Below are 24,075 nucleotides of genomic sequence, written 5' to 3'. Positions count from 1 at the left end.
ATGACCATCCAGCACCGCAGCGACAGCAATGACGGCACGACGGCCTTCCCCGGCCAGGCGGGTCCCACCGCCACGTCCCAGGCCGACCCGCACGACGTGGGCCCCGTCCGCACCTCGTACGCCCCCGACCGGGACGGCGACCCCGATCCGGGCGAAATCGTCTGGACCTGGGTGCCGTTCGAGGAGAACGACGGGCGCGGCAAGGACCGTCCGGTTCTCGTCGTCGCCCGTGAGGGGGCTGGCACGCTGCTCGCCGTACAGCTGTCCAGCAAGCAGCACGACCGGGACCGGGAATGGGTGGCGCTGGGAGCGGGCCCCTGGGACAGTTCGGGCCGCCCGTCCTGGGTCGATCTGGACCGGGTGCTGAGGGTGCACGAGGACGGTATGCGGCGTGAGGCGTGCGCGCTGGACCGGGACAGGTTCGATCTGGTCGTCGGTCGGCTGCGGGAGCTCTACGACTGGCGGTGACGGCAGTCGGCACGCGTCGCGGGCCCACGCGGCCGTGACGGCGGTCGGCACCCGCCAGGACCGCCGTCGGCCCGCGCCGTGGCGGGCCCGTCGACCCGAACGGTCCAGGCCCGACGGACGGGCTGACGTCGAAGCCTATGGCTCAACCTCAGCATGAGAGTTGAGCCGCATCGGCGAACGTACGGGCGAAGGCGGCCCGGATGGGCGAATCCTCGTTCCGGTCGAGGATCCCGAAGACGATCTGCTCGAAGTGGCCCGCGAAGCGACCGCCGTCGGCGAGCAGGGCGCGGAAGGCGCCCGCCACCTCGGCGGGGTCGTTGCGGAACACACCGCATCCCCAGGCCCCCAGCACCAGTCTGCGGTAGCCGCGCACCGCGGCGACCTCCAGCACCCGCTCGGCGCGCGAGGCGAGGGCTGCGGGGATGCGGTGCGCCGACTCCGGGGTCCGGCTGCGGATCACCCCGGCGTTGGGCGCCGGCGACGTGAGGAATCCGACGGTGCAGGGGGTTTCGAGCAGCCGGCCGCGGTCGTCACGGAAGACGGGCACGCCCGGCGAGTGGATGACCCGGTCGGTGTAGAAGGCGCTGCGTTCGGCGCGGTGGTGGGCGTAGTACTCGGGGGCCCGCAACAGCGTCGCGTACAGGGCGGAACCGCGGCACAGGGCCTCCTCCTGCGCCTGCGCCCCGTTGAGATACCCCCCGCCGGGATTGCGGGCGGAGGCGTAGTTCAGGACGGCGACCCTGCCCGGTCCCTCACCGGTCATCCGGCGCGCCGCCTGCAGGCTGCTCTCGCCGGTGACTTCGATGCGCGGCGTGCGGTTCCCGTCCAGCGCGGCCACGTGCACCGGTTCGGGGCCGTACAGCCTGGTTCCCGACAGCGCTGCGGTCAGCGCGCGCTCGATGCTGACCTCCCGGCCCTGCGGTGTGCGGTAGTGCCCCGCCTCGACGATGGCCTCGGTCTCTCGCGCGATACCGCGCAGCCGGGCGCTCACCGGCCCTCCCCCTTATGGTGCATACGGGGCATCGTCACCGCCCCGCGGTAGGGACGCAAGTGATTTTCCGACGCACAGGGGCACTCTTGTGCGAACTCCCGGCAGGGGTTTGGGTAGGACGGACGAACCGGAACAGGAGGCCCGGCATGTCATCCGACACACCCGGCGAACACGGTCCGCCCGGACAGGCCACGCCCCTCGGCGAGGGCGAGGCGGAGGATTTACTGCGCTGTATCTGCTTCAAGACGGGACCGCCCCGCATCGTGGGAGTGGAACTCGAATGGCTCCTGCACGATCGCGACCGGCCCCACGTGCCTGTCCCGCACCACCGTCTCGAAGCGGCCGCCACGGCCGTCCGGGCGCTGCACCTGAACGCGGCGCTCACCTTCGAACCCGGCGGCCAGCTGGAGCTCAGCTCGCGCCCCGCCGCATCCCTCATGGCGTGCATCAACGACACGGCCGCCGATCTCGTCGCCGTACGGGAAACCCTCGGCCGTCTGGGCCTCGCTCCGGCCGGGTTCGGCGTCGATCCCTGGCATCCGCCGCACCGGCTGCTGCGCCAGCCGCGCTACGACGCCATGGAGCTCGCGCTCGACCGGTCGGGTCCGGCGGGCCGGGCCATGATGTGCACGACCGCGTCCGTCCAGGTCTGCCTGGACTCCGGAGAGGAGGAGCCGGGACCGCTCGGGTACGGGCGGCGCTGGCAGCTGTCCCACCTGCTGGGTGCGGTGCTGGTGGCGACGTTCGCCAACTCGCCGTTCCGGCTGGGGAGGCCGACGCCCTGGCGCTCGACGCGCCAGTCGCTGTGGGCCGACCTCGATCCGCTGCGCACGCTGGCCCCGGCCTGGCAGCTGCCGCCGCGGGACGCCTGGGCCGCCCACGTCCTGGACACGCCCGTCATGTGCATCCGGGGCGACGAGGGGCCCTGGGCCGTGCCCGAGGGGCTGACCTTCCGTGACTGGATCCGCCGCGGGGAGCCGCGACGCCCGGTCCGGGCCGATCTCGACTACCACATCACCACGTTGTTCCCGCCGGTACGCCCGCGGGGACATCTGGAGCTGCGCATGATCGACGCGCAGCCCGGTGACGACGGCTGGATCGTGCCTCTCGCCGTCACCACCGCCCTGTTCGACGACCCGGAGGCCGCCGAGACCGTGTACCGCACCGTCAAACCCCTGGCCGAGACAGCGGGCCCACGGGCCGCTCCGCGTAATCCGCTCTGGGCCGGGGCCGCCCGCGACGGGCTGAGCGATCCGGAACTGCGGGCCGCGGCGGTCGTCTGCTTCGACCTCGCCCTGGAGGCGCTGCCCAGGAGGGGCGCGTCGCCGGCCGTCCAGGAGGCGGTGGCCGGCTTCCGGGACCGCTATGTCGCCCGGGGCCGATGTCCGGCCGACGATCTGCGGGAACTGCTGACGACGGACCGGCGCCACGGTCCTGCCCACCCGAAGGGGACCCTCTCATGACCGACTCCCCCGCACCTTCGCCGAACGGGCCGCAGGGCCCGGACATCCCGGACCCCGAGGCGCTCCGGGAGCGCGCGCTCGCCGCGCTGCTCACCGCCCGCGAGCGCACCACACTCCTCACCGACAGCGTGGACGACCGCGAACTCACCGCCCAGCACTCCCCGTTGATGTCTCCCCTGGTCTGGGACCTCGCGCACATCGGCAACCAGGAAGAGTTGTGGCTGCTGCGCGGCGTCGCCGGCCGCGAGGCCATGCGCCCGGAGATCGACGGCCTCTACGACGCCTTCGAGCACCCCCGGGCCACCCGTCCCTCGCTGCCGTTGCTGGCGCCCGCCGAGGCCCGTTCGTACGCCTCGGAGGTGCGCGGCCGGGCACTGGACGTACTGGAGTCCACGCCGTTGGGCGACCGGCCACTGGTGCGGTCCGGATTCGTCTTCGGGATGATCGCCCAGCACGAACAGCAGCATGACGAAACCATGCTGATCACCCATCAGCTTCGCTCGGGCCCCGCCGCACTCAACGCGCCGGAACCGCCGCGGGCCACCGGGGCGGCCGCCCTGCCGGCCGAAGTCCTGGTCCCCGGCGGTCCGTTCACCATGGGTACGTCGACCGAGCCGTGGGCACTCGACAACGAGCGCCCCGCGCACCGGCGCGAGGTCCCCGGCTTCTTCATCGACACCGCACCGGTGACCTGCGGCGCCTACCGGGCGTTCGTCGAGGACGGCGGCTACCGGGAACAGCGCTGGTGGGCGCCCGAGGGATGGGCGATGGTGCGTGAGCACGAACTGGCGGCGCCGCTGTTCTGGCACCGGGACGCCGGGCAGTGGCTGCGTCGTCGCTTCGGGGTGACCGAGCCCGTCCCGGCGGACGAGCCGGTGCTGCACGTGAGCTGGTACGAGGCGGACGCGTACGCCCGCTGGGCCGGCCGCAGGCTCCCCACCGAGGCGGAATGGGAGAAGGCGGCCCGCCACGACCCTGCCTCCGGGCGCTCCCGGCGCTATCCGTGGGGCGACGCGGACCCGACTCCGGAGCGTGCCAACCTCGGGCAGCGCCATCTGCGTCCGGCGCCGGCGGGAGCGTACGCCGCCGGGCGTGCGCCGTCCGGCGCCGGGCAGCTGATCGGCGACGTGTGGGAGTGGACGTCGAGCGACTTCCTGCCCTATCCGGGCTTCGCGCCGTTCCCGTACCGCGAGTATTCGGAGGTCTTCTTCGGCCCGGACCACAAGGTGCTGCGGGGCGGTTCGTTCGCGGTGGACGCGGTTGCCTGCCGGGGGACGTTCCGCAACTGGGACCTGCCGGTGCGGCGCCAGATCTTCTCCGGCTTCCGCACGGCCAGGGACCTCTGATGTGCCGCCATATCGCCTATGTGGGGCCGCCGGTGCCCCTGGGCGCGGTGCTGACGCAGCCGGAGCACTCATTGGTCCGGCAGTCCTGGGAGCCCCGTCGGCAGCGGCACGGGACCGTCAACGCGGACGGTTTCGGTGTCGGCTGGTACGCGGACGGGGACCCGGTGCCGGGACGGTACCGCCGGCAGGGCCCCGTCTGGGGTGACCAGACCTTCGCCGATCTCGCCAGAGTGGTGCGCAGCCAGGCCCTGCTCGCCGCGGTCCGGGACGCCACCGAGGCGGACCCGGACGGCGAGGCGGCGGCCGCGCCCTTCAGCGGCGGCGACGTGCTGTTCAGCCACAACGGCGTGGTGAGGGGCTGGCCCGGATCGGTGGCGCCGCTGGCGGCGGCGTTGCCGCCGGCCGAACTGCTCGGCCTCACCGCCCGCTGCGACTCGGCGCTGCTCTGGGCCCTGATCCAGCACCGTCTGGCGGCGGGCGACGCGCTTGCGGAGGCGGTCGCCGACACCGTGGTGGAGGTCGCCGGGGCCGCTCCCGGATCCCGGCTCAACCTGCTGCTCACCGACGGCCGCACCATCGTGGCGACGGCCTGGGGCGACACCCTGTGGTACCTGGCCGAGCCCGGCCGGCACGCGGTCGTCGCCTCGGAGCCGTACGACGACGACCCGCGCTGGCACGAGGTCCCCGACCGCACGCTGCTGACCGCGACCCCCGCAGACGTTCTGCTGACCACGCTCAAGGAGCCCACCCAGTGAGTCCCTTTCTGCTGACCCGTACCCTGCCGGTGGACGCGACGGACGCCGCGCTGCGCGCCGATGTGCTGCACGGCCTGACCGGACACCCCAAGACGCTGCCGCCCAAGTGGTTCTACGACGCCCGCGGCAGTGAGCTGTTCGAGGAGATCACCCGGCTGCCCGAGTACTACCCGACGCGTGCGGAGCGGGAGATCCTGATCGACCGGGCGGCCGAGATCGCCGCCGCCTCCGGTGCCCGGACGCTCGTGGAACTGGGCTCGGGGTCATCGGAGAAGACGCGGCACCTGCTGGACGCGCTGCCGGAGCTGCACAGTTACGTGCCGGTCGACGTCAGCGAGAGCGCGCTGCGCGGCGCGGCGGAGGCTCTGCTGGAGGAGCGTCCCGGGCTGTCGGTGCACGCGCTGATCGCCGACTTCACCGCGGAACTGTCGCTGCCCGCCACTCCGGGACCCCGGCTGGTCGCGTTCCTCGGCGGCACCATCGGCAATCTGCTCCCCGACGAGCGGGCCACGTTCCTCTCGTCGGTGCGGTCGCTGCTCTCCCCCGGGGACACGCTGCTGCTCGGCACGGATCTGGTGAAGGACGAGAAGGTGCTGGTCGCCGCCTACGACGACGCGGCCGGGGTGACGGCCGCGTTCAACCGGAACGTCCTGTCGGTCGTCGACCGGGAACTGGGGGCGGACTTCGCCCCGGACGACTTCGAGCATGTGGCCCGGTGGAACCCGCAGCAGGAGTGGATCGAGATGCGGCTGCGGGCCCGCCGGGAGCTCACCGTGAAGATTCCCGAACTGAACCTGCTGGTGTCGTTCGAGGCCGGCGAGGAGGTGCGGACGGAGGTGTCGGCGAAGTTCCGCAGGGACGGGGTCCGGAAGGAACTCGACGCTGCCGGGATGCGGTTGAGTCAGTGGTGGACCGACGCGGCGGGCAGGTTCGCCCTGTCGCTGGCCACCGTGGACTGAGCCAGTCCGGCCAGTGCGCGGCGGCCGTGGACCGTGCCCGCCGGGATCGGCGTCATGACGTGGATCTCGGCGGTCAGTCCGGCCGCCCGCACCACCCGCCACAGGGAGGCGGTCAGCGGGTCGTCTCCGACGAACGCGGCGGCTCCCGCAGGGGCCCGGCGCCCTGAGGGAGCACCGAGGTAGCGGATGCGGACGGGCTGGACCGCGGCTTCGGCGTCGATCGCCGCCTGGAAGGCGGCGGGCCGGAACCGGCCGCCGGCCCCGCGGCCGCACCATGTGCTGCCTTCCGGGAAGACCACGACGCGCGCCCCGCCCCGCAGCACCGAGGCGAGGGCGTGCACGGTCGCGGGCAGCGCGCGCAGCCGGTCGCGCTCGACGAAGAGGGTGCCCCCGAGCGCGGCCAGCGACCCGAGCAGCGGCCAGTGCCTGATGTCGCTCTTGGCCAGCATCCGGCCGGGGCACACAGCCGCGACCAGGGGGATGTCCAGCCAGGAGACGTGGTTGGCGACGACGAGGACCCCCGGCCCGCCCCGGTGAGCGTCCGGCCGGCCGACGACGCGCACACGCACCCCGAAGGCGCGGATCACCCCGTGCGACCACGCCCGGGTCAGCAGCTCCCGGCAGGCCCGGCCCAGGAGCAGGGTGAGCGGGGCGCACAGCGCGCCGGTGAGGGTGAGCGCGCAGCCGGCGAGCAGCAGGGCCGCCGCCGGGGCCGGGTGCCGGACGGAGCCTTCGTGGACGGCGCAGCCGGGCGGGGTGCAGGGCGAGACGGGCAGCCAGGTGCTCACTGCTGCGGGGCGAGCGAGAGGAAGTGCCGGAGGTAGCGCGGGTCGGTGCCGCGCAGCGAGAGCAGGACGTACAGGTCGGCGACGTTGAAGTCGGGGTCGTGGGCGGGCGCCCCGCAGACCCGCGCACCGAGCCGCAGGTAGCCGCGCAGCAGGGGCGGCAGCGAGGAAAGCCCTCCGGGACCTTCCGCAAGCGCGGCCGGGGGCTGCCAGAGACGGTGCGGCGACACCCAGTACTCCTCGGGCGCCAGGTGCTTCGTGCGTACGGTCTCCCAGGCGCGGGCGGCCGCCACCCCGCCGTCCGCGAGAGGGATCGAGCAGCAGCCGGCCAGCCAGTTGTGTCCGCTGCGCTCCATGTAGCGGGCCAGCCCGGCCCAGATGAGTGCGATGACGGCACCGTCGCGGTGGGCCGGGTGGACGCAGGAACGGCCGACCTCGACCAGGTCGTCCCGGACGGACGCGAGCCGGGTGAGGTCGAACTCGCCCTCGGCGTAGAGGCGTCCGGCGATGCGTGCGCGCTCGGGCGGCAGCAGCCGGTAGGTGGCGACGATCTCGCCGGAGGCCGTCTCCCGGACCAGGAGGTGGTCGCAGTACGCGTCGAAGGCGTCGCTGTCCAGGCCGGGTTCGGGACCGTCCAGCCGGGCGCCGAACTCGGCCGCGAAGACCTGGTGGCGCAGCCGCTGGGCGGCGCGTATCTCCGCCTGGTCCACGGCGAGGGAGACCCGGTAGCGCGGCGGTCCGGTGGGGGCGGCGGCCCGGTCGGGCTGCTGCGCGGGAACGGACGGGGCGGCGGCGGGAGTGGCAGGGGAAGCGGTGGGCAGCACATGCATGACGGACTCCGGGGACGGGTCGGCAGGAGCGGCTGCCAGGCCCCGCGCAGAGGTGGGGCCCGGCTCCTTGGGAGGTCCGGTGCCGGGGCGATGTGGCCCCCGCACCGGACACTCCTACTTCTTCCGTCACCGGCTGGATTCGACGTGACCACCATGGAGAGCCGGGATGTGCGACGGCTGAATCCCGCGGTGCGCGAGCCTCCCGCCGTCCCCCCACGGACCCTGCCGCGCCCCGCGGCGTGCCACCCTCCCGCCGTCCCCCCACGGGACCCTGCGGCGCCCCGCAGCGTGCGCCCCTCCCGCTGCGCCCCACCCGGGGCCCCGCGGCGGCCGCCGGGTCAGCTGCCCGCGAGCAGCGCGGTGATCTTCTCGGATGCGGTCTTCGCCTCGGCCGCCGGGTCGCCGCCCTGGAGGACCGCCGTCATGTACGGCTTGATCGGGTTGGCGGCCTCGACGGCCGCCCACTGCGACGAGTTCGGGGTCGCGTGACCCCGTGCGGCGCCCGCGGCCATCGCGGCCGTGCTCTCCTCGCCCTCGATGACATGGGCCAGGGTGGACTTGTTGGGCACGTAGCTCATGGTCTTGGCGAGGTCCTCCTGCCACTTCGCCCCGGCCAGGGCCTTGATGACCTCGTACCCCGCGCTGCGCTGGTCCGCCTTCTGCGGGATGATCAGGTCGGAACCCCCGGTGAATACGGAACCGGGCGCCTTCGCGGTCTTGCCCGGGATCGGGAAGTAGCCCAGTTTTCCCTTGAGTTCGGGATTCGCCTTCTCGATCAGTGTCGCGCTACTGGGAGTGGAGATGATCTGCGCGACATTCCCCTTGGCGAACACGTCGCTCTGCGGGGGCTTTTCCTCGTCCGCGTCCTTGGGCCCGTCACCCAGCGCCTGGAGCTGGGCGTAGAAGTCCATTCCCTTGAGCGCGGCGGAGGCGTTCAGCGTGCCCTGCCAGTCTCCGCCCTTGTCGCTGGCGAGTTCGCCGCCCTCGTCCCAGATGAATCCGGCGAGTACGTACCAGTTCTGGCCCGGCAGATACATGCCCTGGTTGCCGTCGCGATTCAGCTTTTCGCTGTCCGCGACCCACTGCGCACGCGTCTTCGGCAGGCTCTTGATTCCCGCCTGTTCGAAGAGGTCCTTGTTGTAGATCACCACCCGGTTGGCGGCGTACCACGGGATTCCGTACTGGACACCACCGATACTGCCCGGCTCCGCGAGACCGGGCAGCCAGTCGTCGCTGCCCAGGTCACGCATCGACTCCAGGGTGAGATCGCGCAGATTGCCGCTCTCCGCGTACTGGGCGACCTGAGTGTTTCCGACTTCGATGACGTCCGGGGTGTCCTTGCCGCTGAGGGCTTCGAGAACCTTCGGTCCGATTCCGCTCCAGCTCTGAATCTTGAACTCCAGTTCGACCGAGGCGTGCTCGTCCTCGTACGACTTCTTGAAGCGGTCCAGGAAGTCGGCGGTGACACTGTCCTTCATCAGCCAGATCGTGACCTTCTTGTCGCCCGGACCGTCCGACCCGGGCATCATTCCGCACCCGCCGAGCGCGACGGTGGAAATCAGGGCAATGGCTCCGACAAGCGTGCGGTTCTTCACGAGGGTCACCTTCTGCGAAACGGCAGGACAAGACTGCGGACCCGGTGTGGGGGACTGCGGGCTGCGCTCGCACGGGCGTGGCTGGATTTTGGTATGGACCAATACTTTGGTCAAGGGCCGGCCAGGAGGGGCCGGCGCCCGGCGACCTCTCGCGAACCGCGCCAAGTTGGGGCACCTTGGTAGGAACGAGAGGGGACACATCATGTCGAATCACACGTATCGCGTCACCGAGATCGTAGGAACCTCCCACGAAGGCGTCGACGCGGCCATCCGCAACGGCGTCGCAAGAGCCTCGGAAACGTTGCACAATCTCGACTGGTTCGAGATCACCCAGGTGCGCGGACAGATCAAAGATGGCCGAATCGAGCACTACCAGGTCGGCCTGAAAGTGGGCTTCAGGCTCGACGACAAGGAGTGACGGTGACGGCTCCTCCCCCGGATCCCGACACCGGGTAGCGACGGACTCCGCCCCGGATCCGGACGCCGGAACGCGACTGCCTCCGCCCCGGTTCAGGTGCGCCCCTCGCGCTCCTGGGCGTCCTTCAAGGCGGGCGAGGCTCGCGTCCAGCGGGCTCGCACCACGGTGAATCCCGCCCGTTCGGCGGCGTCACAGACCAGCTCGTCGTCGTCCACCAGCATCCGCACGTCGCGCTCCCGCCCCATCCGCTCCAGGATCTCCAGCTTGGTCCTGCGGGCCGGCCTCCGGTCGTCGTTGCGCCGCATGTGGAGCCGCCCCTCGGGCAGCCCCTGCCCGGCCAGCCAGGCCACGGTGTCCTTGCGGCAGCGCTCCGGGCGTCCGGTGAGGTAGACGACCTCGCACTCCTCGGAGCTGCTCAGAGCGAGCCGTACACCTTCGGGCAGGGGCGGATCGTCGGATGCCGCGGAGAAGAAGCCGGCCCAGTCACGCCGGGGTCCTTCCAGGAAGTGCTGACGGTGGGCGGTGTCCGCGAGCGTGCCGTCCAGATCGAATACGGCCAACGGCCGGGCGTCGTCTCGCATAGGGCCAGCAAACCAAGGCGGGACGGCGTTCGACGACCCGGCACGGCGCGGCACGCGGCGCCGTGCCGCCCTCGGCGACCCCCGGCCACGCCTCGAAGCCTAGAATCAAACCGTTTGTCCCGGTCAGCCCGCCCCGAACCGTACGGAGCCCCGCCCCCATGGCCACCCCCCACGATCCGTACGTCCGGGTCCGCGGCGCACGCGAGCACAATCTGCGGGACGTCCGGGTCGACATCCCGCGCGACACCCTCACCGTCTTCACCGGTGTGTCCGGGTCCGGCAAGTCCTCGCTGGCCTTCGGGACGATCTATGCGGAGGCCCAGCGCCGCTACTTCGAATCCGTCGCCCCCTACGCCCGGCGGCTCATCCATCAGGTGGGTGCACCGAAGGTCGGCGAGATCACCGGGCTGCCGCCCGCCGTCTCGCTGGAGCAGCGCCGCTCCGCGCCCGGGGCCCGGTCCTCCGTCGGTACGGTGACCACGCTGTCCAACTCCCTGCGGATGCTGTTCTCCCGGGCCGGGGAGTACCCCCAGGGGGCCGAGCGGCTGGACTCGGACGCGTTCTCCCCGAACACCGCCGCCGGGGCCTGCCCCGAGTGCCACGGTCTCGGCCTGATCCATCGCACCACCGAGGACCTCCTGGTCCCCGACCCGGCGCTGTCGATCAGGGCCGGGGCTATCGCCGCCTGGCCGGGGGCGTGGCAGGGCAAGAACCTGCGCGATGTGCTGGACGCGCTCGGCTACGACGTGGACCGGCCGTGGCGCGAGCTCGATCCCGCCGACCGTGAGTGGATCCTGTTCACCGACGAGCAGCCGGTGGTGACGGTCCATCCGGTGCGCGACGCGGGCCGGATCCAACGCCCGTACCAGGGTACGTACATGAGTGCGCGGCGCTATGTGATGCACACGTTCGCCGACTCCCGCAGCCGTACGCTGCGCGCGAAGGCCGAGCGCTTCCTGACGAGTGCGCCCTGCCCGGTCTGCGGTGGCAGCCGGCTGCGGCCGGAGGCCCTCGCGGTGACCTTCGCGGGCCGGACGATCGCGGAGCTGGCGGGGCTCGCGCTGACGGGGCTCGCCGAGGTGCTGTCCGCGTCGGGCGGGAGCGACACCGCACGCGTGCTGACGGAGGATCTGCTGGCCCGGATCGGGACGGTCACCGAGCTGGGGCTGGGCTATCTCAGCCTGGACCGCACGGCCCCGACGCTCTCCTCAGGCGAGCTCCAGCGGCTGCGGCTGGCCACCCAGCTGCGGTCGGGCCTCTTCGGCGTCGTCTACGTCCTGGACGAGCCGTCGGCCGGGCTGCACCCGGCCGACACGGAGTCGTTGCTCGGCGTGCTCGGCCGGCTCAAGGAGGCCGGGAACACGGTGTTCGTCGTGGAGCACCAGATGGATGTGGTGCGGCAGGCGGACTGGCTGGTGGACGTGGGTCCGCTGGCCGGCGAGCACGGGGGCAGGATCCTGCACAGCGGTCCGCCGGCCGGCCTCGCCGACGTCGCGGAGTCGGCGACACGGCGCTTCCTCTTCGACGAGGGCCCCGTCCCCGTACGCGAGGTACGCGCCCCTTCGGGGTGGCTGCGGCTGCGCGGGGTGGACCGGCACAACGTGCGCGGTGTGGACGCCGCCTTCCCGCTCGGGGTGTTCACCGCCGTGACGGGGGTCTCGGGCTCGGGGAAGTCGACGCTGGTGGGTCAGGTGCTCGCGGGCGTGCTCGCCGACCGGCAGGCCACCGATGACTCGGAGCCGGGGGCGGAGCGGCCGTCACCCGGTTGCGCCTCGGCGGAAGGGCTGGCGGCGGTGGACCGGCTGGTCCAGGTCGACCAGCGGCCCATCGGCCGTACGCCCCGTTCCAACCTGGCCACGTACACCGGGCTCTTCGACGTGGTGCGCAAGCTGTTCGCCGCCACCGACGCGGCGCGCGAGCGGGACTACCGGGCCGGCCGGTTCTCCTTCAACGTGGCGGGCGGGCGGTGCGAGACCTGCCAGGGCGAGGGGTTCGTCTCGGTGGAGCTGCTCTTCCTGCCGAGCACGTACGCGCCCTGCCCGGACTGCCACGGCGCCCGGTACAACCCGGAGACGCTCGACATCACGCTGCGGGGGCTGAACATCGCCCAGGTGCTGGATCTGACGGTGGAGTCGGCGGCCGGCTTCTTCGCGGACACACCCGCCGCCGGGCGCAGTCTGCGGACCCTGCTCGACGTGGGGCTCGGCTATCTGCGGCTCGGGCAGCCGGCGACGGAGCTGTCCGGCGGCGAGGCGCAGCGGATCAAGCTGGCGGCAGAGCTCCAGCGCGCCCGCCGTGGCCACACCCTGTATCTGCTCGACGAGCCGACGACGGGGCTGCATCCGGCCGATGTCGAGGTGCTGATGCGGCAGTTGCACGGGCTGGTCGACGCGGGCAGCACCGTGGTGGTCGTGGAGCACGACATGGCCGTGGTGGCGGGCGCCGACTGGGTGATCGACCTCGGTCCGGGCGGCGGCGACCGGGGCGGCCGGATCGTGGCCGCGGGACCGCCGGCGGAGGTGGCCCGCACACCGGAGAGCAGGACGGCCGCGTACCTGCGGGTGGCCCTTCGCCTCGGCTGACCACAACTCCCAAGCACAACCGCCGAGTTGTGCGCTCGGGCAAGCAATGAGGAATGAAACAGTAAAGAACGTTGACAGTTAGCTGGTCCAGACCAATCATGGGCATGCCCCACGGCCGTTCCTCGCCGTGCGGCACGTGACCCCGGCCGGGAATCACAGGAACGGGCCGCGCCCCTCACCGGGCGCGGCAGAGCCGTGCGATCCGCGATCCCCCGTTGTCCCACCCCGCTGGGAGCTACCCCATGAGACGTCCAAGAAGAGTCGGCGCCGTCCTCGGCGCCTTGGCCACCGTCGTCGCGTCCGCAGGCCTGGTCCTCGGATCAGGCGCCGGCGCACAGGCCGCCGCAACCGCCGCCACCCCCCTGCCCGCGCACGTCTTCGCCCCGTACTTCGAGGCGTGGAACGGCGACAGCCCGGCCGCGCTCTCCCAGGCGTCCGGCGCCAAGTACCTGACCATGGCCTTCATCCAGACGGAGGCCCGCGGTTCCTGCACCCCCTACTGGAACGGCGATTCGGGCACCCCCATCGCCCAGTCCGAGTTCGGCGCCGACTTCACCACGATCCGGTCGCGCGGCGGCGACGTGATCCCGTCGTTCGGCGGCTACTCGGCCGACAACGGCGGCACCGAGATCGCCGACAGCTGTACGAACGTCGACTCCATCGCGGCGGCGTACGAGAAGGTCATCACGACCTACGACGTGTCCCGCCTCGATATGGACATCGAGGACAACTCCCTGGAGAACAGCGCCGGGATCGACCGCCGCAACAAGGCGATCAAGAAGGTCCAGGACTGGGCGGCCGCCAACGGGCGCTCGGTGCAGATCTCGTACACCCTGCCCACCACCACGAGCGGCCTCGCCGACAGCGGTCTCGCGGTGCTGGAGAACGCGGTGTCCAACGGCGCCAAGGTCGACGTCGTGAACCTCATGACGTTCGACTACTACGACGGCGCCTCGCACAACATGGCCCAGGACACCCAGACGTCGATCACGGGTCTCAAGGGCCAACTGGCGGACCTGTACCCGTCGAAGACCGACGCCCAGCTGTGGGGCATGACCGGCATCATCGAGATGCCGGGCATCGACGACTACGGCCCGGCCGAGACGTTCACCACGGCCGACGCCACCCAGGTCTACAACTGGGCCGTCTCCAAGGGCGTCAGCACCCTGTCGTTCTGGGCGCTCCAGCGCGACAACGGCGGCTGCCCCGGCACCGGCGGGAGCGACACCTGCTCGGGCATCGCGCAGGACACCTGGTACTTCAGCCACACGTTCGCCCCGTTCACGAGCGGCGGCACCGGCCCGGTGACGGACGACTACTCGGTGGCCGTCACCCCGGCATCGGCGACAGTCGCGCCCGGGGGCTCGACCACGGCCGCGGTGAAGACCGCGGTCACCTCGGGCAGCGCCAAGACGGTGGCGCTGACGACGAGCGGGGCGCCGTCCGGTGTGACGGCGACACTCAGCCCGACGTCGGTCACCGCCGGCGGTACGTCGACGCTGACCGTGAAGGCATCCGCCTCGGCGGCGCCCGGCACGTACGCGGTCTCCGTGACCGGTGCGTCGGGCACGCTCAGCCACGCGGCGGGCTTCACCCTGACGGTGTCCGGCCCGGGCGGTGGCACGGGTTCACTGGCGAACGGCGACTTCGAGACCGGCTCGCTCGGTCCCTGGACCTGTGAGTCCGGCGGCGCGGTGGTCTCCACCCCGGTCCACGGCGGCACGCACGCCCTCGCCGCCGCGGCGACGTCGTCGCAGACCGGCGAGTGCACCCAGACGCTCACCCTGTCCCCCAACACCAAGTACACCCTTCAGGGGTGGGTGCAGGGGAACTACGGCTACCTCGGTGTCCGGGGCGGCGCGTCGGCGAACACCTGGGGTTCGTCGAGCGGCTACGCCAAGCAGTCGGTGGCCTTCACCACGGGTGCGAGCGGCACGGTGACCGTCTATCTGCACGGCTGGTACGGACAGGGCACGGTGTACGGGGACGACCTCTCCGTGACCTCCTGACCCCTTCCGGGGACGTACAGCACTTCCCGGTCCCGGAGGCGGGCGGCCTCCGGGGCCGGGAACCGGTCCGTGCGCTCAGCGGTGGACCTTGCGGGTCGCCCGCAGCCATTCCTTGTTCATGGCGGAGATCGACGGCAGCGGGATCCCCTTGGGGCAGGCCGTGGCGCACTCACCGGTGAGCGTGCAGCCGCCGAAGCCCTCACTGTCCATCTGCCCCACCATGTCCAGGACCCGGGTCTCACGCTCGGGCGCGCCCTGCGGCAGCACGTTGAGGTGGTTGACCTTCGCCGAGGTGAACAGCATCGCCGAGCCGTTGGGGCAGGCCGCGACGCAGGCGCCGCAGCCGATGCACTCGGCGTGCTCGAAGGCGAAGTCGGCGTCCGGCTTGGGCACGGGCGTCGCGTGCGCGTCCGGTGCCGTACCGGTGGGCGCGGAGATGTAGCCGCCGGCCTGGATGATGCGGTCGAAGGCCGAGCGGTCCACGACCAGGTCCTTGACGACCGGGAAGGCCGAGGCGCGCCAGGGCTCGATGTCGATGGTGTCGCCGTCCGCGAAGGACCGCATGTGGAGCTGGCAGGTGGTGGTGCGCTCCGGACCGTGGGCGTCGCCGTTGATGACGAGGCTGCACGCACCGCAGATTCCTTCGCGGCAGTCGTGGTCGAAGGCGACGGGGTCGTCGCCCGCGAGGATCAGCTCCTCGTTGAGGGTGTCGAGCATCTCCAGGAACGACATGTCCTGCGAGATGCCGTCCACCTGGTAGGTGGACATGGCGCCGGGGGCGTCGGCGTTCTTCTGGCGCCAGACGCGCAGGTTGAGCTTCATGCGTAGCTCCGCTGAGTGGGGTGGACGTACTCGAAGACGAGGTCTTCCTTGTGCAGGACGGGGGCTTCGCCGGTGGCGCCGAACTCCCACGCCGCCGCGTAGGAGAACTCCTCGTCCCGGCGGGCGGCCTCGCCGTCCGCGGTCTGCGACTCCTCGCGGAAGTGTCCTCCGCAGGACTCCGCGCGATGCAGGGCGTCGAGGCACATGAGCTCGGCGAGCTCCAGGTAGTCGACGATGCGGTTGGCCTTCTCCAGGGACTGGTTGAACTCCTCGCCGGTGCCCGGCACCTTGATGCGGCGCCAGAACTCCTCGCGGATCTGCGGGATCCGGTCGAGGGCCTTGCGCAGCCCCTCTTCGGTGCGGGCCATTCCGCAGTACTCCCACATGAGTTCGCCGATCTCCCGGTGGAAGGAGTCGGGGGTGCGGTCGCCGTCGACGGCCAGCAGCAGGTTGAGCCGGTCCTCGGTCTCGGCGACGGCCTCCTCCACGGCGGGGTGACTCGCGTCGACCTCGTCGTGGTGGGGGTTGCGGGCCAGGTAGTCGTTGATGGTCGACGGCAGGACGAAGTAGCCGTCGGCGAGCCCCTGCATCAGCGCGGAGGCGCCGAGGCGGTTGGCTCCGTGGTCGGAGAAGTTCGCCTCGCCGATGGCGAACAGTCCCGGGATCGTGGTCTGGAGGTCGTAGTCGACCCAGAGTCCGCCCATCGTGTAGTGCACGGCCGGGTAGATGCGCATCGGGGTCTCGTACGGGTTCTCCGCGGTGATCTGCGCGTACATGTCGAAGAGGTTGCCGTACTTCTCCTCGACCTTGGCGCGGCCCATACGCTCGATGGCCTCGGCGAAGTCCAGGTACACCCCCTGGCCGCCCGGTCCCACTCCGCGGCCCTCGTCGCAGACGTTCTTCGCCGCGCGGGAGGCGATGTCACGGGGCACCAGGTTGCCGAACGCGGGGTAGATGCGCTCCAGGTAGTAGTCGCGCTCGTCCTCGGGGATCTCGTTCGCGGGCCGGTCGTCGCCCTTGGCCTTCGGCACCCAGATGCGGCCGTCGTTGCGGAGCGACTCGCTCATCAGCGTCAGCTTGGACTGGTGGTCGCCGGTGCGCGGGATGCAGGTGGGATGGATCTGGGTGAAGCAGGGGTTGGCGAAGTACGCGCCGCGCCGGTGCGCGCGCCAGATGGCGGTGGCGTTGGAGTTCATGGCATTGGTCGAGAGGTAGAAGACGTTGCCGTAGCCGCCGCTCGCCAGCACGACCGCGTCGGCGAAGTACGTCTCGATCTTTCCGGTCACCAGGTCGCGGGCGACGATGCCGCGGGCCTTGCCGTCGACGACGACGAGGTCGAGCATCTCCGTACGGGGGTGCAGCTCGACGTTGCCTGCGGCGATCTGCCGGGACAGTGCCTGGTAGGCGCCCAGGAGCAGCTGCTGCCCGGTCTGGCCGCGGGCGTAGAAGGTGCGGGAGACCTGGACGCCGCCGAAGGAGCGGTTGTCCAGGAGGCCGCCGTACTCCCGGGCGAAGGGGACGCCCTGCGCCACGCACTGGTCGATGATCTCGACGGAGATCTGGGCGAGCCGGTGGACGTTGGACTCGCGGGCGCGGAAGTCGCCGCCCTTGACGGTGTCGTAGAAGAGGCGGTGGACCGAGTCTCCGTCGTTGCGGTAGTTCTTCGCCGCGTTGATGCCGCCCTGCGCGGCGACCGAGTGCGCCCGGCGGGGCGAGTCCTGGAAGCAGAACTGGACGACGTGATAGCCCTGTTCGGCCAGCGTGGCGCCGGCCGAACCGCCGGCCAGGCCGGTGCCGACGACGATGACGGTGTGCTTGCGGCGGTTGGCCGGGTTGACCAGTCTGGCCTCGAAGCGGCGGGTGTCCCAGCGCTCGGCGACGGGACCCTCGGGCGCCTTGGTGTCGGTGACCGGTGCGCCGGTCACGTAGTCGGTGTAGTCGTTCATGTCAGCTCACCACTCCGGTCATGACGGCGACGGGTACGGAGATGAAGCCCACCGTGAGCACCAGTGCGAGGACGTTGGCGAGGGTCTTCAGGACGCGGTCGCGGGTCGCGCGTCCCGCACCGAGGGTCTGCGCCGCACTCCAGAACCCGTGCTGGACGTGCAGTCCCATGGCGAGCATGGCGACGATGTAGATGACGTTGCCGTACCAGGTGGAGAAGGTGTCGATGACGTTCTGGTACGGGTGCCCGGACTGGAAGCCGCCCGAGTGCACGGTCCCGGTCGTCAGGTCCAGGATGTGCCACACGATGAACAGGGCCATGATGATGCCGCCGTAGCGCATCGTGTTCGTGGCATAGCTCGCGCGCGGCTTCTTGTGCACGTACTTGCTGGGACGCGCCCTGAGGTCGCGCCTGCTGAGCTGGTACGCGGAGACGGCGTGCAGGACCACCGCGGCGACCAGCACGACACGGACGATCCACAGCGCCCACTCGTGGTGCAGGAAGGGCTCGCCCATCACCCGCAGCCAGTGTGCGTAGCCGTTGAACTCGTCGGAACCGAAGAAGATCTTCAGGTTGCCGACCATGTGGACGACCAAGTAGAGGAGCATGATCAGACCGCTCACGGCCATGATCGTCTTCTTGCCGACGGATGAGTCCCAAAGCGTGCGCGTCATGGACGGCCGTCGGTCCGTCCGTGTTGCCAATGCCATGAACAGGACGCTAGGGCCGCAGGGCCCGATCAGTCCAAGACATGGAGCAGCTGATATCCATAGGCTTTGCCTATTGATAGCGGTAGGCTGGGTGTATGCAGCTTCAGCAGCTCATGTATTTCGTGGCAGTCGCCGAGGCCCGGCACTTCACCCGAGCCGCCGAGGAGGTGCACGTCTCGCAGCCCTCGCTCTCCCAGCAGATCAGGGCCCTGGAGAACGAGCTGGGCGCCGAGCTGTTCAGCCGGGCCCGGGGGAACATCGCGCTGACGGACGCGGGCGAGGCCCTGCTGCCGCTCGCCCGGCGCATCCTCGCCGACGCCGACACCGCACGCCACGAGGTCCAGGAACTGGCCCAGCTGCGCCGCGGCCGGGTCAGGCTGGGCGCGACGCCGAGCCTCTGCACGGGCCTGCTGCCCGACGTCCTGCGCGCCTTCCACGACCTGCACCCGGGGATCCAGCTGTTGCTGGAGGAGGGCGGTTCGCACGACCTGGTACGGGAGCTGGCGCGCGGCGCGCTCGATCTGGCCCTGGTGGTTCTGCCGCTGCCCGCGGCCTCTCCCGCGCTGACCACGGTCGAACTGCTCCAGGAGGATCTGGTGGTGGTCTCGTCGGCGGACGGCCCGCGGCCCGGCCGGGGCGGCACGGTCCGGATCGCGGATCTTCAGGGCGAACCGCTGGTGATGTTCCGGCACGGCTACGACCTGCGGGAGCTCACGGTCGCCGCCTGCCGCGCCGAGGGCTTCGAGCCGTCGTTCACCGTGGAGGGCGGCGAGATGGACGCCGTCCTCGGCTTCGTACGGGCCGGCCTCGGGGTCGCGGTGGTCCCCAGCATGGTGGCCACCCGGGCCGGCCACGACCTGCGGACGACACCGCTGGCGCGGCCGGGCCTGCGCCGCACGATCGCCCTGGCGCACCGCAGCGACGTGGCTCCGCCACGGGCGGCGCGGGAGCTGCAGCGGGTGCTGCTGGCGAGCCGGGCGGACACCGGGCACCCGGGGCGGCAGGACCCGTCCGTCGGCTGACGGGTCCGGCCGGTCTCACACCGCGTCGGCCAGCAGCAGCGAGTGGATGCGGTCCGGGGCGCCGGGGCGCGCGTAGTACCAGCCCTGGGCCGTGTCGCAGCCCAGCTCGCGCAGTTGCTCGGCCTGGGCCCCCGTCTCCACGCCCTCCACCGTCACGGCCAGGTCCAGGCTGTGCGCGAGCGAGACGATCCCCTCGACGATCTTCAGGTCCACCGGATCGGCCGGATGGTGCTGCATCCCCTGGGTGAAGGAACGATCCAGCTTCAGCACACTCACCGGCAGCCGCCGCAGGTTCGCGAGATTGGAGTACCCCGTGCCGAAGTCGTCGAGCGCTATGTCGACGCCCATCTCGGCCAGTTGCCGCAGCGGCTTCAGCAGGTCCTCGTCCGCCCCGATGAGTGCCGACTCGGTGACCTCCAGGCACAGCGCGCCCGCTTCGAGCCCCGAGCGCTCCAGGACCTCGACGGTCTCCGCGACGAGCCGCGGGTGGTGCAGCTGAGCCGGCGAGAGGTTGACGTTGATCCGCAGCGGACCTCCGTCGGTGTGCCGCTCCTGCCAGAAGTTGGCCTGCCGTACCGACTCCTCCAGGACCCAGCGGCCCAGCGGCACGATCAGCCCGGTGTGCTCGGCGAGCGCGATGAACCGGTCGGGCCCCAGCACCCCGTGCTGCGGGTGGCACCAGCGCACCAGCGCCTCCGCGCCGTGCACCGAACCGTCGCCGAGGTGCACGAGCGGCTGGTACTCGATGAAGAACTCGCCGCGCTCCAGAGCGGCCGGCAGGGCCGTCGTCAGACCGTGCCGGGTGATCGCGCGGGCGTCCGCCTCCGCGTCCGCGAGCTCGAACCGGTTGCCGCCCGCGGACTTGGCCCGGTACATCGTGATGTCGGCGCTGCGCAGGACCTCCGCGGCGCTGCGCTCACCGGCCGGTCCCTCGACGACCCCGATCGATCCGCGCACGGTCAGCTCGCGCCCGTCGAGGCGGATCGGTGTGGCGAGCACACTGAGGATCCGGCACGCCAGCTCGTCGACCTCGTCCGCGGTGCCGGGCCCCGTCGTGAGCGCCACGAACTCGTCGCCGCCCAGCCGCGCCACCATCTCACCGGGTGCGGTCGCGCAGCTCTGCAACCGGTCGGCGACCTCGACCAGCAGCCGGTCGCCCGATGCGTGACCCAGGCTGTCGTTGATCGCCTTGAAGCCGTCCAGGTCCAGGTAGCAGAGGCCGAAGCGGCTTCCGCCACCCGCCGAGAGCGCTTTCTCGAGACGCTCGAAAAAGAGCGTCCGATTCGGCAGGCCGGTCAGCGCGTCGTGCGTGGCCTCGTACCGCAGCCGCAGATTGAGCAGCCGTCGCTCGGTGGTGTCCTCCATCAGCGCCAGCTGGTACTCCGGCCGGCCCTCCGAGTCGCGCAGCAGCGACACCGTCAGGTTGGTCCACAGGACCGTGCCGTCGTTGCGGTAGTACGGCTTCTCGACCCGGTAGTGCTCGCGTTCGCCGCGGACCAGCTCGTTGTAGTACTTCCAGACGTGCGGGGAGTCCTCGGGGTGGACCCACTCGTTGACGCGGTGGCTCAGGACGTGGTTCTCGAGACCGCCGAACATCCGGGTGAGGGTGTCGTTGACCTCCAGCACGTTGCCGTCCAGGTCGGCGATCCCGATGCCGATGGCCGCGTCCTTGAAGACGGCCCTGAAGCGCGCCTCCGTCGCGTGCAGGGCCTGTTCGGCCTGGGAGCGTGCGGTGAGCGCCGAACGGGCGATCGCCTCCTGCTCGGCCAGGGTCCGCTCGCGCAGCGCCTGGGAGAAGCCCCCCGCGACGGCATGCTGGATCCGCGCGCAACGGGACCGGCTGTCCTCGGTCGAGAGCGCGGCCGGGCCGTTGTTGCCGCAGTAGAGCACGAGGTACGAGTCGACGACGCCGAGCGTGGAGCTGAGCGCGTCCGGGTCCGTGCAGTGCGCCGCGACGAGTGCGGCGCCCACAGCGCTCGCGGGGGCCGGGTCGAAGGGGCGGGCGTGCAGCGTGTCACTGAGCGCCCGGGCCAGGGGGAGCAGATGCTGCTCGAACTCCGGCCGGGTCATGGAGGTGGCCGTGGACGGGAAGATCGCCCGGCTCCAGATCGTGGCGAATCGCCGGAGCCGGTCCTCGGGGCCGTCGGGCTCCGCGTCCGGGGCTCCGGACGCCTGGGCGGGAATGCTCACGCCTTGCGTCCCACTCCTGCGAAGCCCGAGAAGGCGTATGGGTCCTCGTTCTCCTGCACGGCGGGGGTCTCGGGGCGCCAGAGCGGCATGGACACCAGTCCGGGCTCGACCATCTCGTAGCCGTCGAAGAACCGGCCGACCTCGTCGCGGGAGCGCATGACCAGCGGGTTGCGGATGTCCTTGTACACCCCCACCGTCCCGCCGGCCTCCTCCCTCGTCAACGGGATGCCCTCGTACGAGGCGTGGGTGACGACGAGAAGGCTTCCGGGCGCCAGGATGTCGCGCAGGGCGGCGACGGCCGCCTGCGGGTCGTCGGCGTCCTCGATGAAGTGGAGTACGGCGACGAGCAGCAGCGCCACCGGACGGTCCAGGTCGAGGAGTTTGGAGACCTCGGGGTGGTCGCGGATCTCCTCGGGCCGGCGCAGGTCTGCGGTGGCGATCACCGCGTGGTCGTTGCCTTCGAGCACGGCCTGGCTGTGGGCGACCGCCACCGGATCGTGGTCGACGTACGCCACCCTGGCCTGCGGATCGATCGCCTGGGCGACCTCGTGCACGTTTCCGAAGGTCGGTATCCCGGAACCGATGTCCAGGAACTGCGTGATGCCCTCGTCCAGAGCGAAGCGCACGGCGCGGCGCATAAAGGCGCGGTTGGCCTGCATGATCTTGGGAAGTCCCGGCATGAACTCCATGGCCTTGCGGGCCGCTTCCCGGTCCACCTCGAAATTGTGCGAGCCGCCCAGATAGAAGTCGTACATTCGGGACACGCTCGGCACCGAAATGTCAATGCCGTGCGGTGCCCAGGCGGGACGCTCCATCGATGTCTCCAACAGTCGCCTCGGTGATCCGGCCATGTTCATGGTCAGTATTGACCAGAGGCTACTGACCCACCGCCAGGAGAGCGAGCGGAAACGGAAATTAGCGGTCCGTTATTGGTCACACTCGTGGCAAGTGCAACCGCCCCGTCGCTGCCTGTGACATTCGGCGACGGGGCCTAGCGGGAAGTTCATTTCCGAACTACTTCGTCGCACCGACGAGTTTGGCCTGGGGCGAGACTGCGTACCATGTCCCCCCGACGCCCTGGCCGTTGGTGTCACCGGGTTCGACATCCCCGGAGAAGGTATAGAGGGGCCAGCAGTCGACGGCCTGTTGCCTGAGCCCGTCGGGGCGGTCGAAGGTGACGAATCCCTTCGTCGTGACACCCTTCACATCATTCTTCTCGACCGGTGCGACAACCGGCCACTTCGAGAGACAGGCACCGGTACAGGCGGACTTCATCGGCCATGCGACGTCCTTGTTGAACCGGTAGACCGTCATGCCGCGCTTGTCCACGACGATATCGCCGAGTTTCGGATCCGTGCGTACCGAGAGGCCCGCGAGGGCGGCGGGCCGGGACCCGGAAGGACCGTCGGCGTTCACCGCCGCCTTCTTGCCGTCGGGCGCCGCGGCGAACCAGGTTCCACCCACTCCCTGCCCCAGGGCATCGCCCGGCGCGGCGTCCTTGGCGTACCGGTAGACCGGCCAACCGGCCAGTGTGAGTTGCTGCGTACCGTCGGCCCGGGTGACCTTACCGATCACGGCGGCACCGGTCCCGGCCGCGGCGGTGACATTGCCCGCCGGCACCGGCGGCCAGGCTTTCGCACAGTCGCCTTCGCAATTCGACGCGGGTGGACTCGCGGTGTCCTTGTCGAATCGGTAGAGCGTGAATCCTTCGCTGTCCGTCACGACTTTGCCGAGCTTCTTGCTGTCCCACACCGCGAGCTGACCGGCCTGCTTCGCCGAGGCGGGCCCGGACGCCGCACCGGAGCCGTATCCGCTGTCCGATCCGTAGCTGTCTGCGGCCTGGCCGGCCGGACTCGCGTTGCCCACGTTCTGCCCGCCTGGCGACTCGGTGCCCTTCTCCTGACCACACGCCGCCGTCAGCGCCAACAGGGTCACCGCGGTCACCGCGAGCGAGGCGTTCCGCCAAGTGTTCATGTCAACTCCCGTGGTACTTCAGCCAGTTGCGACGCGGCTTCGCGCCGTTCATGGCCCTAGGTACGGGCGCCGGGCCGTTCTTTGTTCAATGCGTACGCAGATTCTTACGGAGCGCCAAACACCGAATGCTCCAGGTCCCCTCCATCAGGGGAATCCGACGGGTGTCCCGCGTGTCCGGCCGCGGCCTGGAACATGCTCCCCGTCGTGTACGGATCACTGATAGGCCGGCTCACCGCAGCCGTGGCCCTCACCTGGCTGTTGACCGCCCCCGCGCCCGCGATGGCCGACAACTGCGCCTATGCCTCGATCGGTGACGGAGAGGGCAGTACGGCGGTGGCCGACAGCGGCGACGGCACCTGCCACGCGGGGCCGGAACCCGAGCCCACTCCCCCGCCGACTCCTCAGCCGAAGCCTCCGCCGCCCCCCGCTCCGCCTCCACCCCCCTCTCCGCCACCACCGCCTCCACCGCCGCCGCCCACCCCGCCACCGCCCGTGCCCCTGCCCGCGCCGCCACCGCCCTCTCCACCACCGCCCCCGCCTCCCCCGCCCACTCCGACTCCGCCACCCGCACCGACCCCGTCCGCACGCCCGGCGCCCCCCGCGCCCGTGGCACTCCCCTCGTACCGCAGG

At 71.2% G+C, this 24,075-nt stretch carries 20 protein-coding genes; 9 read left to right on the top strand and 11 right to left on the bottom strand.

Annotated elements, in window-relative coordinates; translation table 11 throughout:
- On the top strand, nt 1–468 hold the full coding sequence (locus ACGFZA_RS20395; protein ID WP_385285582.1) for a type II toxin-antitoxin system PemK/MazF family toxin: 468 nt from the start codon (nt 1–3) through the stop codon (nt 466–468).
- A gap of 148 nt (nt 469–616) precedes the next feature.
- Here the strand turns inward: ACGFZA_RS20395 and ACGFZA_RS20390 are convergent, their stop codons facing one another.
- The gene (locus tag ACGFZA_RS20390) at nt 617–1,459 is read right to left on the bottom strand and encodes a TIGR02452 family protein (RefSeq protein WP_393680782.1); all 843 of its coding nucleotides are present in this window, start codon (nt 1,457–1,459) and stop codon (nt 617–619) included.
- Between the two features lie 146 nt (nt 1,460–1,605).
- On the opposite strand from ACGFZA_RS20390, the gene egtA reads away from it, so the two are divergent.
- From egtA to egtD, 4 genes are read left to right on the top strand one after another with little or no spacing between them, the layout of a single operon-like run.
- On the top strand, nt 1,606–2,922 hold the full coding sequence (egtA, locus tag ACGFZA_RS20385) for an ergothioneine biosynthesis glutamate--cysteine ligase EgtA (protein ID WP_385285578.1): 1,317 nt from the start codon (nt 1,606–1,608) through the stop codon (nt 2,920–2,922).
- Complete coding sequence (egtB, locus tag ACGFZA_RS20380) at nt 2,919–4,268, top strand: ergothioneine biosynthesis protein EgtB (RefSeq protein ID WP_385285576.1); 1,350 nt, start codon at nt 2,919–2,921, stop codon at nt 4,266–4,268. Before egtA ends, egtB begins: the two co-directional genes overlap by 4 nt.
- A complete protein-coding gene (gene egtC, locus ACGFZA_RS20375) occupies nt 4,268–5,023 on the top strand; it encodes an ergothioneine biosynthesis protein EgtC (protein WP_393680779.1) in 756 nt (251 codons plus the stop codon). The genes egtB and egtC overlap by 1 nt, the downstream gene beginning before the upstream one ends.
- Nucleotides 5,020–5,982, top strand: a complete 963-nt coding sequence (gene egtD, locus ACGFZA_RS20370) for an L-histidine N(alpha)-methyltransferase (protein ID WP_393680777.1) — start codon at nt 5,020–5,022, stop codon at nt 5,980–5,982. The genes egtC and egtD overlap by 4 nt, the downstream gene beginning before the upstream one ends.
- On the opposite strand, the gene ACGFZA_RS20365 is transcribed toward egtD, so the two are convergent.
- From ACGFZA_RS20365 to ACGFZA_RS20355, 3 genes are all read right to left on the bottom strand, one after another.
- Nucleotides 5,925–6,770 (bottom strand): lysophospholipid acyltransferase family protein, encoded by an 846-nt coding sequence (locus ACGFZA_RS20365; protein ID WP_393680775.1) that lies wholly within the window; start codon nt 6,768–6,770, stop codon nt 5,925–5,927. The two genes, egtD and ACGFZA_RS20365, sit on opposite strands and share 58 nt — an antisense overlap.
- Entirely contained in the window at nt 6,767–7,597 is an 831-nt protein-coding gene (locus ACGFZA_RS20360; protein ID WP_385285570.1) for a GNAT family N-acetyltransferase, read from the bottom strand. Before ACGFZA_RS20360 ends, ACGFZA_RS20365 begins: the two co-directional genes overlap by 4 nt.
- 338 nt (nt 7,598–7,935) lie before the next feature.
- Nucleotides 7,936–9,192, bottom strand: a complete 1,257-nt coding sequence (locus tag ACGFZA_RS20355) for an extracellular solute-binding protein (RefSeq protein WP_385285569.1) — start codon at nt 9,190–9,192, stop codon at nt 7,936–7,938.
- Nucleotides 9,193–9,394: 202 nt separating this feature from the next.
- Between ACGFZA_RS20355 and ACGFZA_RS20350 the strand changes: the two genes are divergently transcribed.
- Nucleotides 9,395–9,610, top strand: a complete 216-nt coding sequence (locus ACGFZA_RS20350) for a dodecin (RefSeq protein WP_385285567.1) — start codon at nt 9,395–9,397, stop codon at nt 9,608–9,610.
- Nucleotides 9,611–9,702: 92 nt separating this feature from the next.
- Here the strand turns inward: ACGFZA_RS20350 and ACGFZA_RS20345 are convergent, their stop codons facing one another.
- Nucleotides 9,703–10,191, bottom strand: a complete 489-nt coding sequence (locus ACGFZA_RS20345) for a hypothetical protein (RefSeq protein ID WP_393680771.1) — start codon at nt 10,189–10,191, stop codon at nt 9,703–9,705.
- Nucleotides 10,192–10,349: 158 nt separating this feature from the next.
- Between ACGFZA_RS20345 and ACGFZA_RS20340 the strand changes: the two genes are divergently transcribed.
- Together ACGFZA_RS20340 and ACGFZA_RS20335 are read left to right on the top strand one after the other, a co-directional pair.
- On the top strand, nt 10,350–12,773 hold the full coding sequence (locus ACGFZA_RS20340) for an ABC transporter (RefSeq protein ID WP_393680769.1): 2,424 nt from the start codon (nt 10,350–10,352) through the stop codon (nt 12,771–12,773).
- A 242-nt stretch (nt 12,774–13,015) separates the two neighbouring features.
- Nucleotides 13,016–14,782 carry a glycosyl hydrolase family 18 protein gene (locus ACGFZA_RS20335; protein ID WP_393680767.1) on the top strand — a complete coding sequence of 589 codons (1,767 nt, stop codon included), beginning with the start codon at nt 13,016–13,018 and terminating at the stop codon, nt 14,780–14,782.
- 75 nt (nt 14,783–14,857) lie between these two features.
- Here the strand turns inward: ACGFZA_RS20335 and ACGFZA_RS20330 are convergent, their stop codons facing one another.
- From ACGFZA_RS20330 to ACGFZA_RS20320, 3 genes are read right to left on the bottom strand one after another with little or no spacing between them, the layout of a single operon-like run.
- Nucleotides 14,858–15,604, bottom strand: coding sequence for a succinate dehydrogenase/fumarate reductase iron-sulfur subunit (locus tag ACGFZA_RS20330; RefSeq protein WP_385285560.1), 747 nt, complete (start codon nt 15,602–15,604; stop codon nt 14,858–14,860).
- Nucleotides 15,601–17,550, bottom strand: a complete 1,950-nt coding sequence (locus ACGFZA_RS20325; protein ID WP_385285558.1) for a fumarate reductase/succinate dehydrogenase flavoprotein subunit — start codon at nt 17,548–17,550, stop codon at nt 15,601–15,603. Before ACGFZA_RS20325 ends, ACGFZA_RS20330 begins: the two co-directional genes overlap by 4 nt.
- Before the next feature lies 1 nt (nt 17,551).
- A complete protein-coding gene (locus tag ACGFZA_RS20320) occupies nt 17,552–18,259 on the bottom strand; it encodes a succinate dehydrogenase (protein ID WP_393680764.1) in 708 nt (235 codons plus the stop codon).
- A 95-nt stretch (nt 18,260–18,354) separates the two neighbouring features.
- Here ACGFZA_RS20320 and ACGFZA_RS20315 point away from each other — a divergent pair, with 95 nt between their 5' ends.
- Nucleotides 18,355–19,281 (top strand): LysR family transcriptional regulator, encoded by a 927-nt coding sequence (locus ACGFZA_RS20315; protein ID WP_385285555.1) that lies wholly within the window; start codon nt 18,355–18,357, stop codon nt 19,279–19,281.
- 15 nt (nt 19,282–19,296) lie between these two features.
- Here ACGFZA_RS20315 and ACGFZA_RS20310 read toward each other — a convergent pair whose 3' ends face one another.
- From ACGFZA_RS20310 to ACGFZA_RS20300, 3 genes are all read right to left on the bottom strand, one after another.
- Nucleotides 19,297–21,471 (bottom strand): putative bifunctional diguanylate cyclase/phosphodiesterase, encoded by a 2,175-nt coding sequence (locus ACGFZA_RS20310; RefSeq protein WP_393680762.1) that lies wholly within the window; start codon nt 21,469–21,471, stop codon nt 19,297–19,299.
- Complete coding sequence (locus ACGFZA_RS20305; RefSeq protein WP_385285552.1) at nt 21,468–22,286, bottom strand: SAM-dependent methyltransferase; 819 nt, start codon at nt 22,284–22,286, stop codon at nt 21,468–21,470. The genes ACGFZA_RS20310 and ACGFZA_RS20305 overlap by 4 nt, the downstream gene beginning before the upstream one ends.
- A 199-nt stretch (nt 22,287–22,485) precedes the next feature.
- Nucleotides 22,486–23,445 carry an SCO0930 family lipoprotein gene (locus ACGFZA_RS20300; RefSeq protein ID WP_393680759.1) on the bottom strand — a complete coding sequence of 320 codons (960 nt, stop codon included), beginning with the start codon at nt 23,443–23,445 and terminating at the stop codon, nt 22,486–22,488.
- Nucleotides 23,446–24,075 lie beyond the last annotated feature (630 nt).

The organism is Streptomyces sp. NPDC048211 (assembly GCF_043202315.1).
In the GTDB taxonomy this organism is placed as follows: Bacteria; Actinomycetota; Actinomycetes; order Streptomycetales; family Streptomycetaceae; genus Streptomyces.
This window is presented reverse-complemented; position numbering and strand designations above follow the sequence as displayed.

Bases quoted from the DNA above. Each gene is read 5' to 3' on its own strand.
- ACGFZA_RS20395 (WP_385285582.1), top strand. From the start codon at position 1: ATGACCATCCAGCACCGCAGCGACAGCAATGACGGCACGACGGCCTTC.
- egtA (WP_385285578.1), top strand. From the start codon at position 1,606: ATGTCATCCGACACACCCGGCGAACACGGTCCGCCCGGACAGGCCACG.
- egtB (WP_385285576.1), top strand. From the start codon at position 2,919: ATGACCGACTCCCCCGCACCTTCGCCGAACGGGCCGCAGGGCCCGGAC.
- egtC (WP_393680779.1), top strand. From the start codon at position 4,268: ATGTGCCGCCATATCGCCTATGTGGGGCCGCCGGTGCCCCTGGGCGCG.
- ACGFZA_RS20360 (WP_385285570.1), bottom strand. From the start codon at position 7,597: ATGCATGTGCTGCCCACCGCTTCCCCTGCCACTCCCGCCGCCGCCCCG.
- ACGFZA_RS20350 (WP_385285567.1), top strand. From the start codon at position 9,395: ATGTCGAATCACACGTATCGCGTCACCGAGATCGTAGGAACCTCCCAC.
- ACGFZA_RS20345 (WP_393680771.1), bottom strand. From the start codon at position 10,191: ATGCGAGACGACGCCCGGCCGTTGGCCGTATTCGATCTGGACGGCACG.
- ACGFZA_RS20340 (WP_393680769.1), top strand. From the start codon at position 10,350: ATGGCCACCCCCCACGATCCGTACGTCCGGGTCCGCGGCGCACGCGAG.
- ACGFZA_RS20335 (WP_393680767.1), top strand. From the start codon at position 13,016: ATGAGACGTCCAAGAAGAGTCGGCGCCGTCCTCGGCGCCTTGGCCACC.
- ACGFZA_RS20330 (WP_385285560.1), bottom strand. From the start codon at position 15,604: ATGAAGCTCAACCTGCGCGTCTGGCGCCAGAAGAACGCCGACGCCCCC.
- ACGFZA_RS20325 (WP_385285558.1), bottom strand. From the start codon at position 17,550: ATGAACGACTACACCGACTACGTGACCGGCGCACCGGTCACCGACACC.
- ACGFZA_RS20320 (WP_393680764.1), bottom strand. From the start codon at position 18,259: ATGGCATTGGCAACACGGACGGACCGACGGCCGTCCATGACGCGCACG.
- ACGFZA_RS20315 (WP_385285555.1), top strand. From the start codon at position 18,355: ATGCAGCTTCAGCAGCTCATGTATTTCGTGGCAGTCGCCGAGGCCCGG.
- ACGFZA_RS20305 (WP_385285552.1), bottom strand. From the start codon at position 22,286: ATGGAGCGTCCCGCCTGGGCACCGCACGGCATTGACATTTCGGTGCCG.
- ACGFZA_RS20300 (WP_393680759.1), bottom strand. From the start codon at position 23,445: ATGAACACTTGGCGGAACGCCTCGCTCGCGGTGACCGCGGTGACCCTG.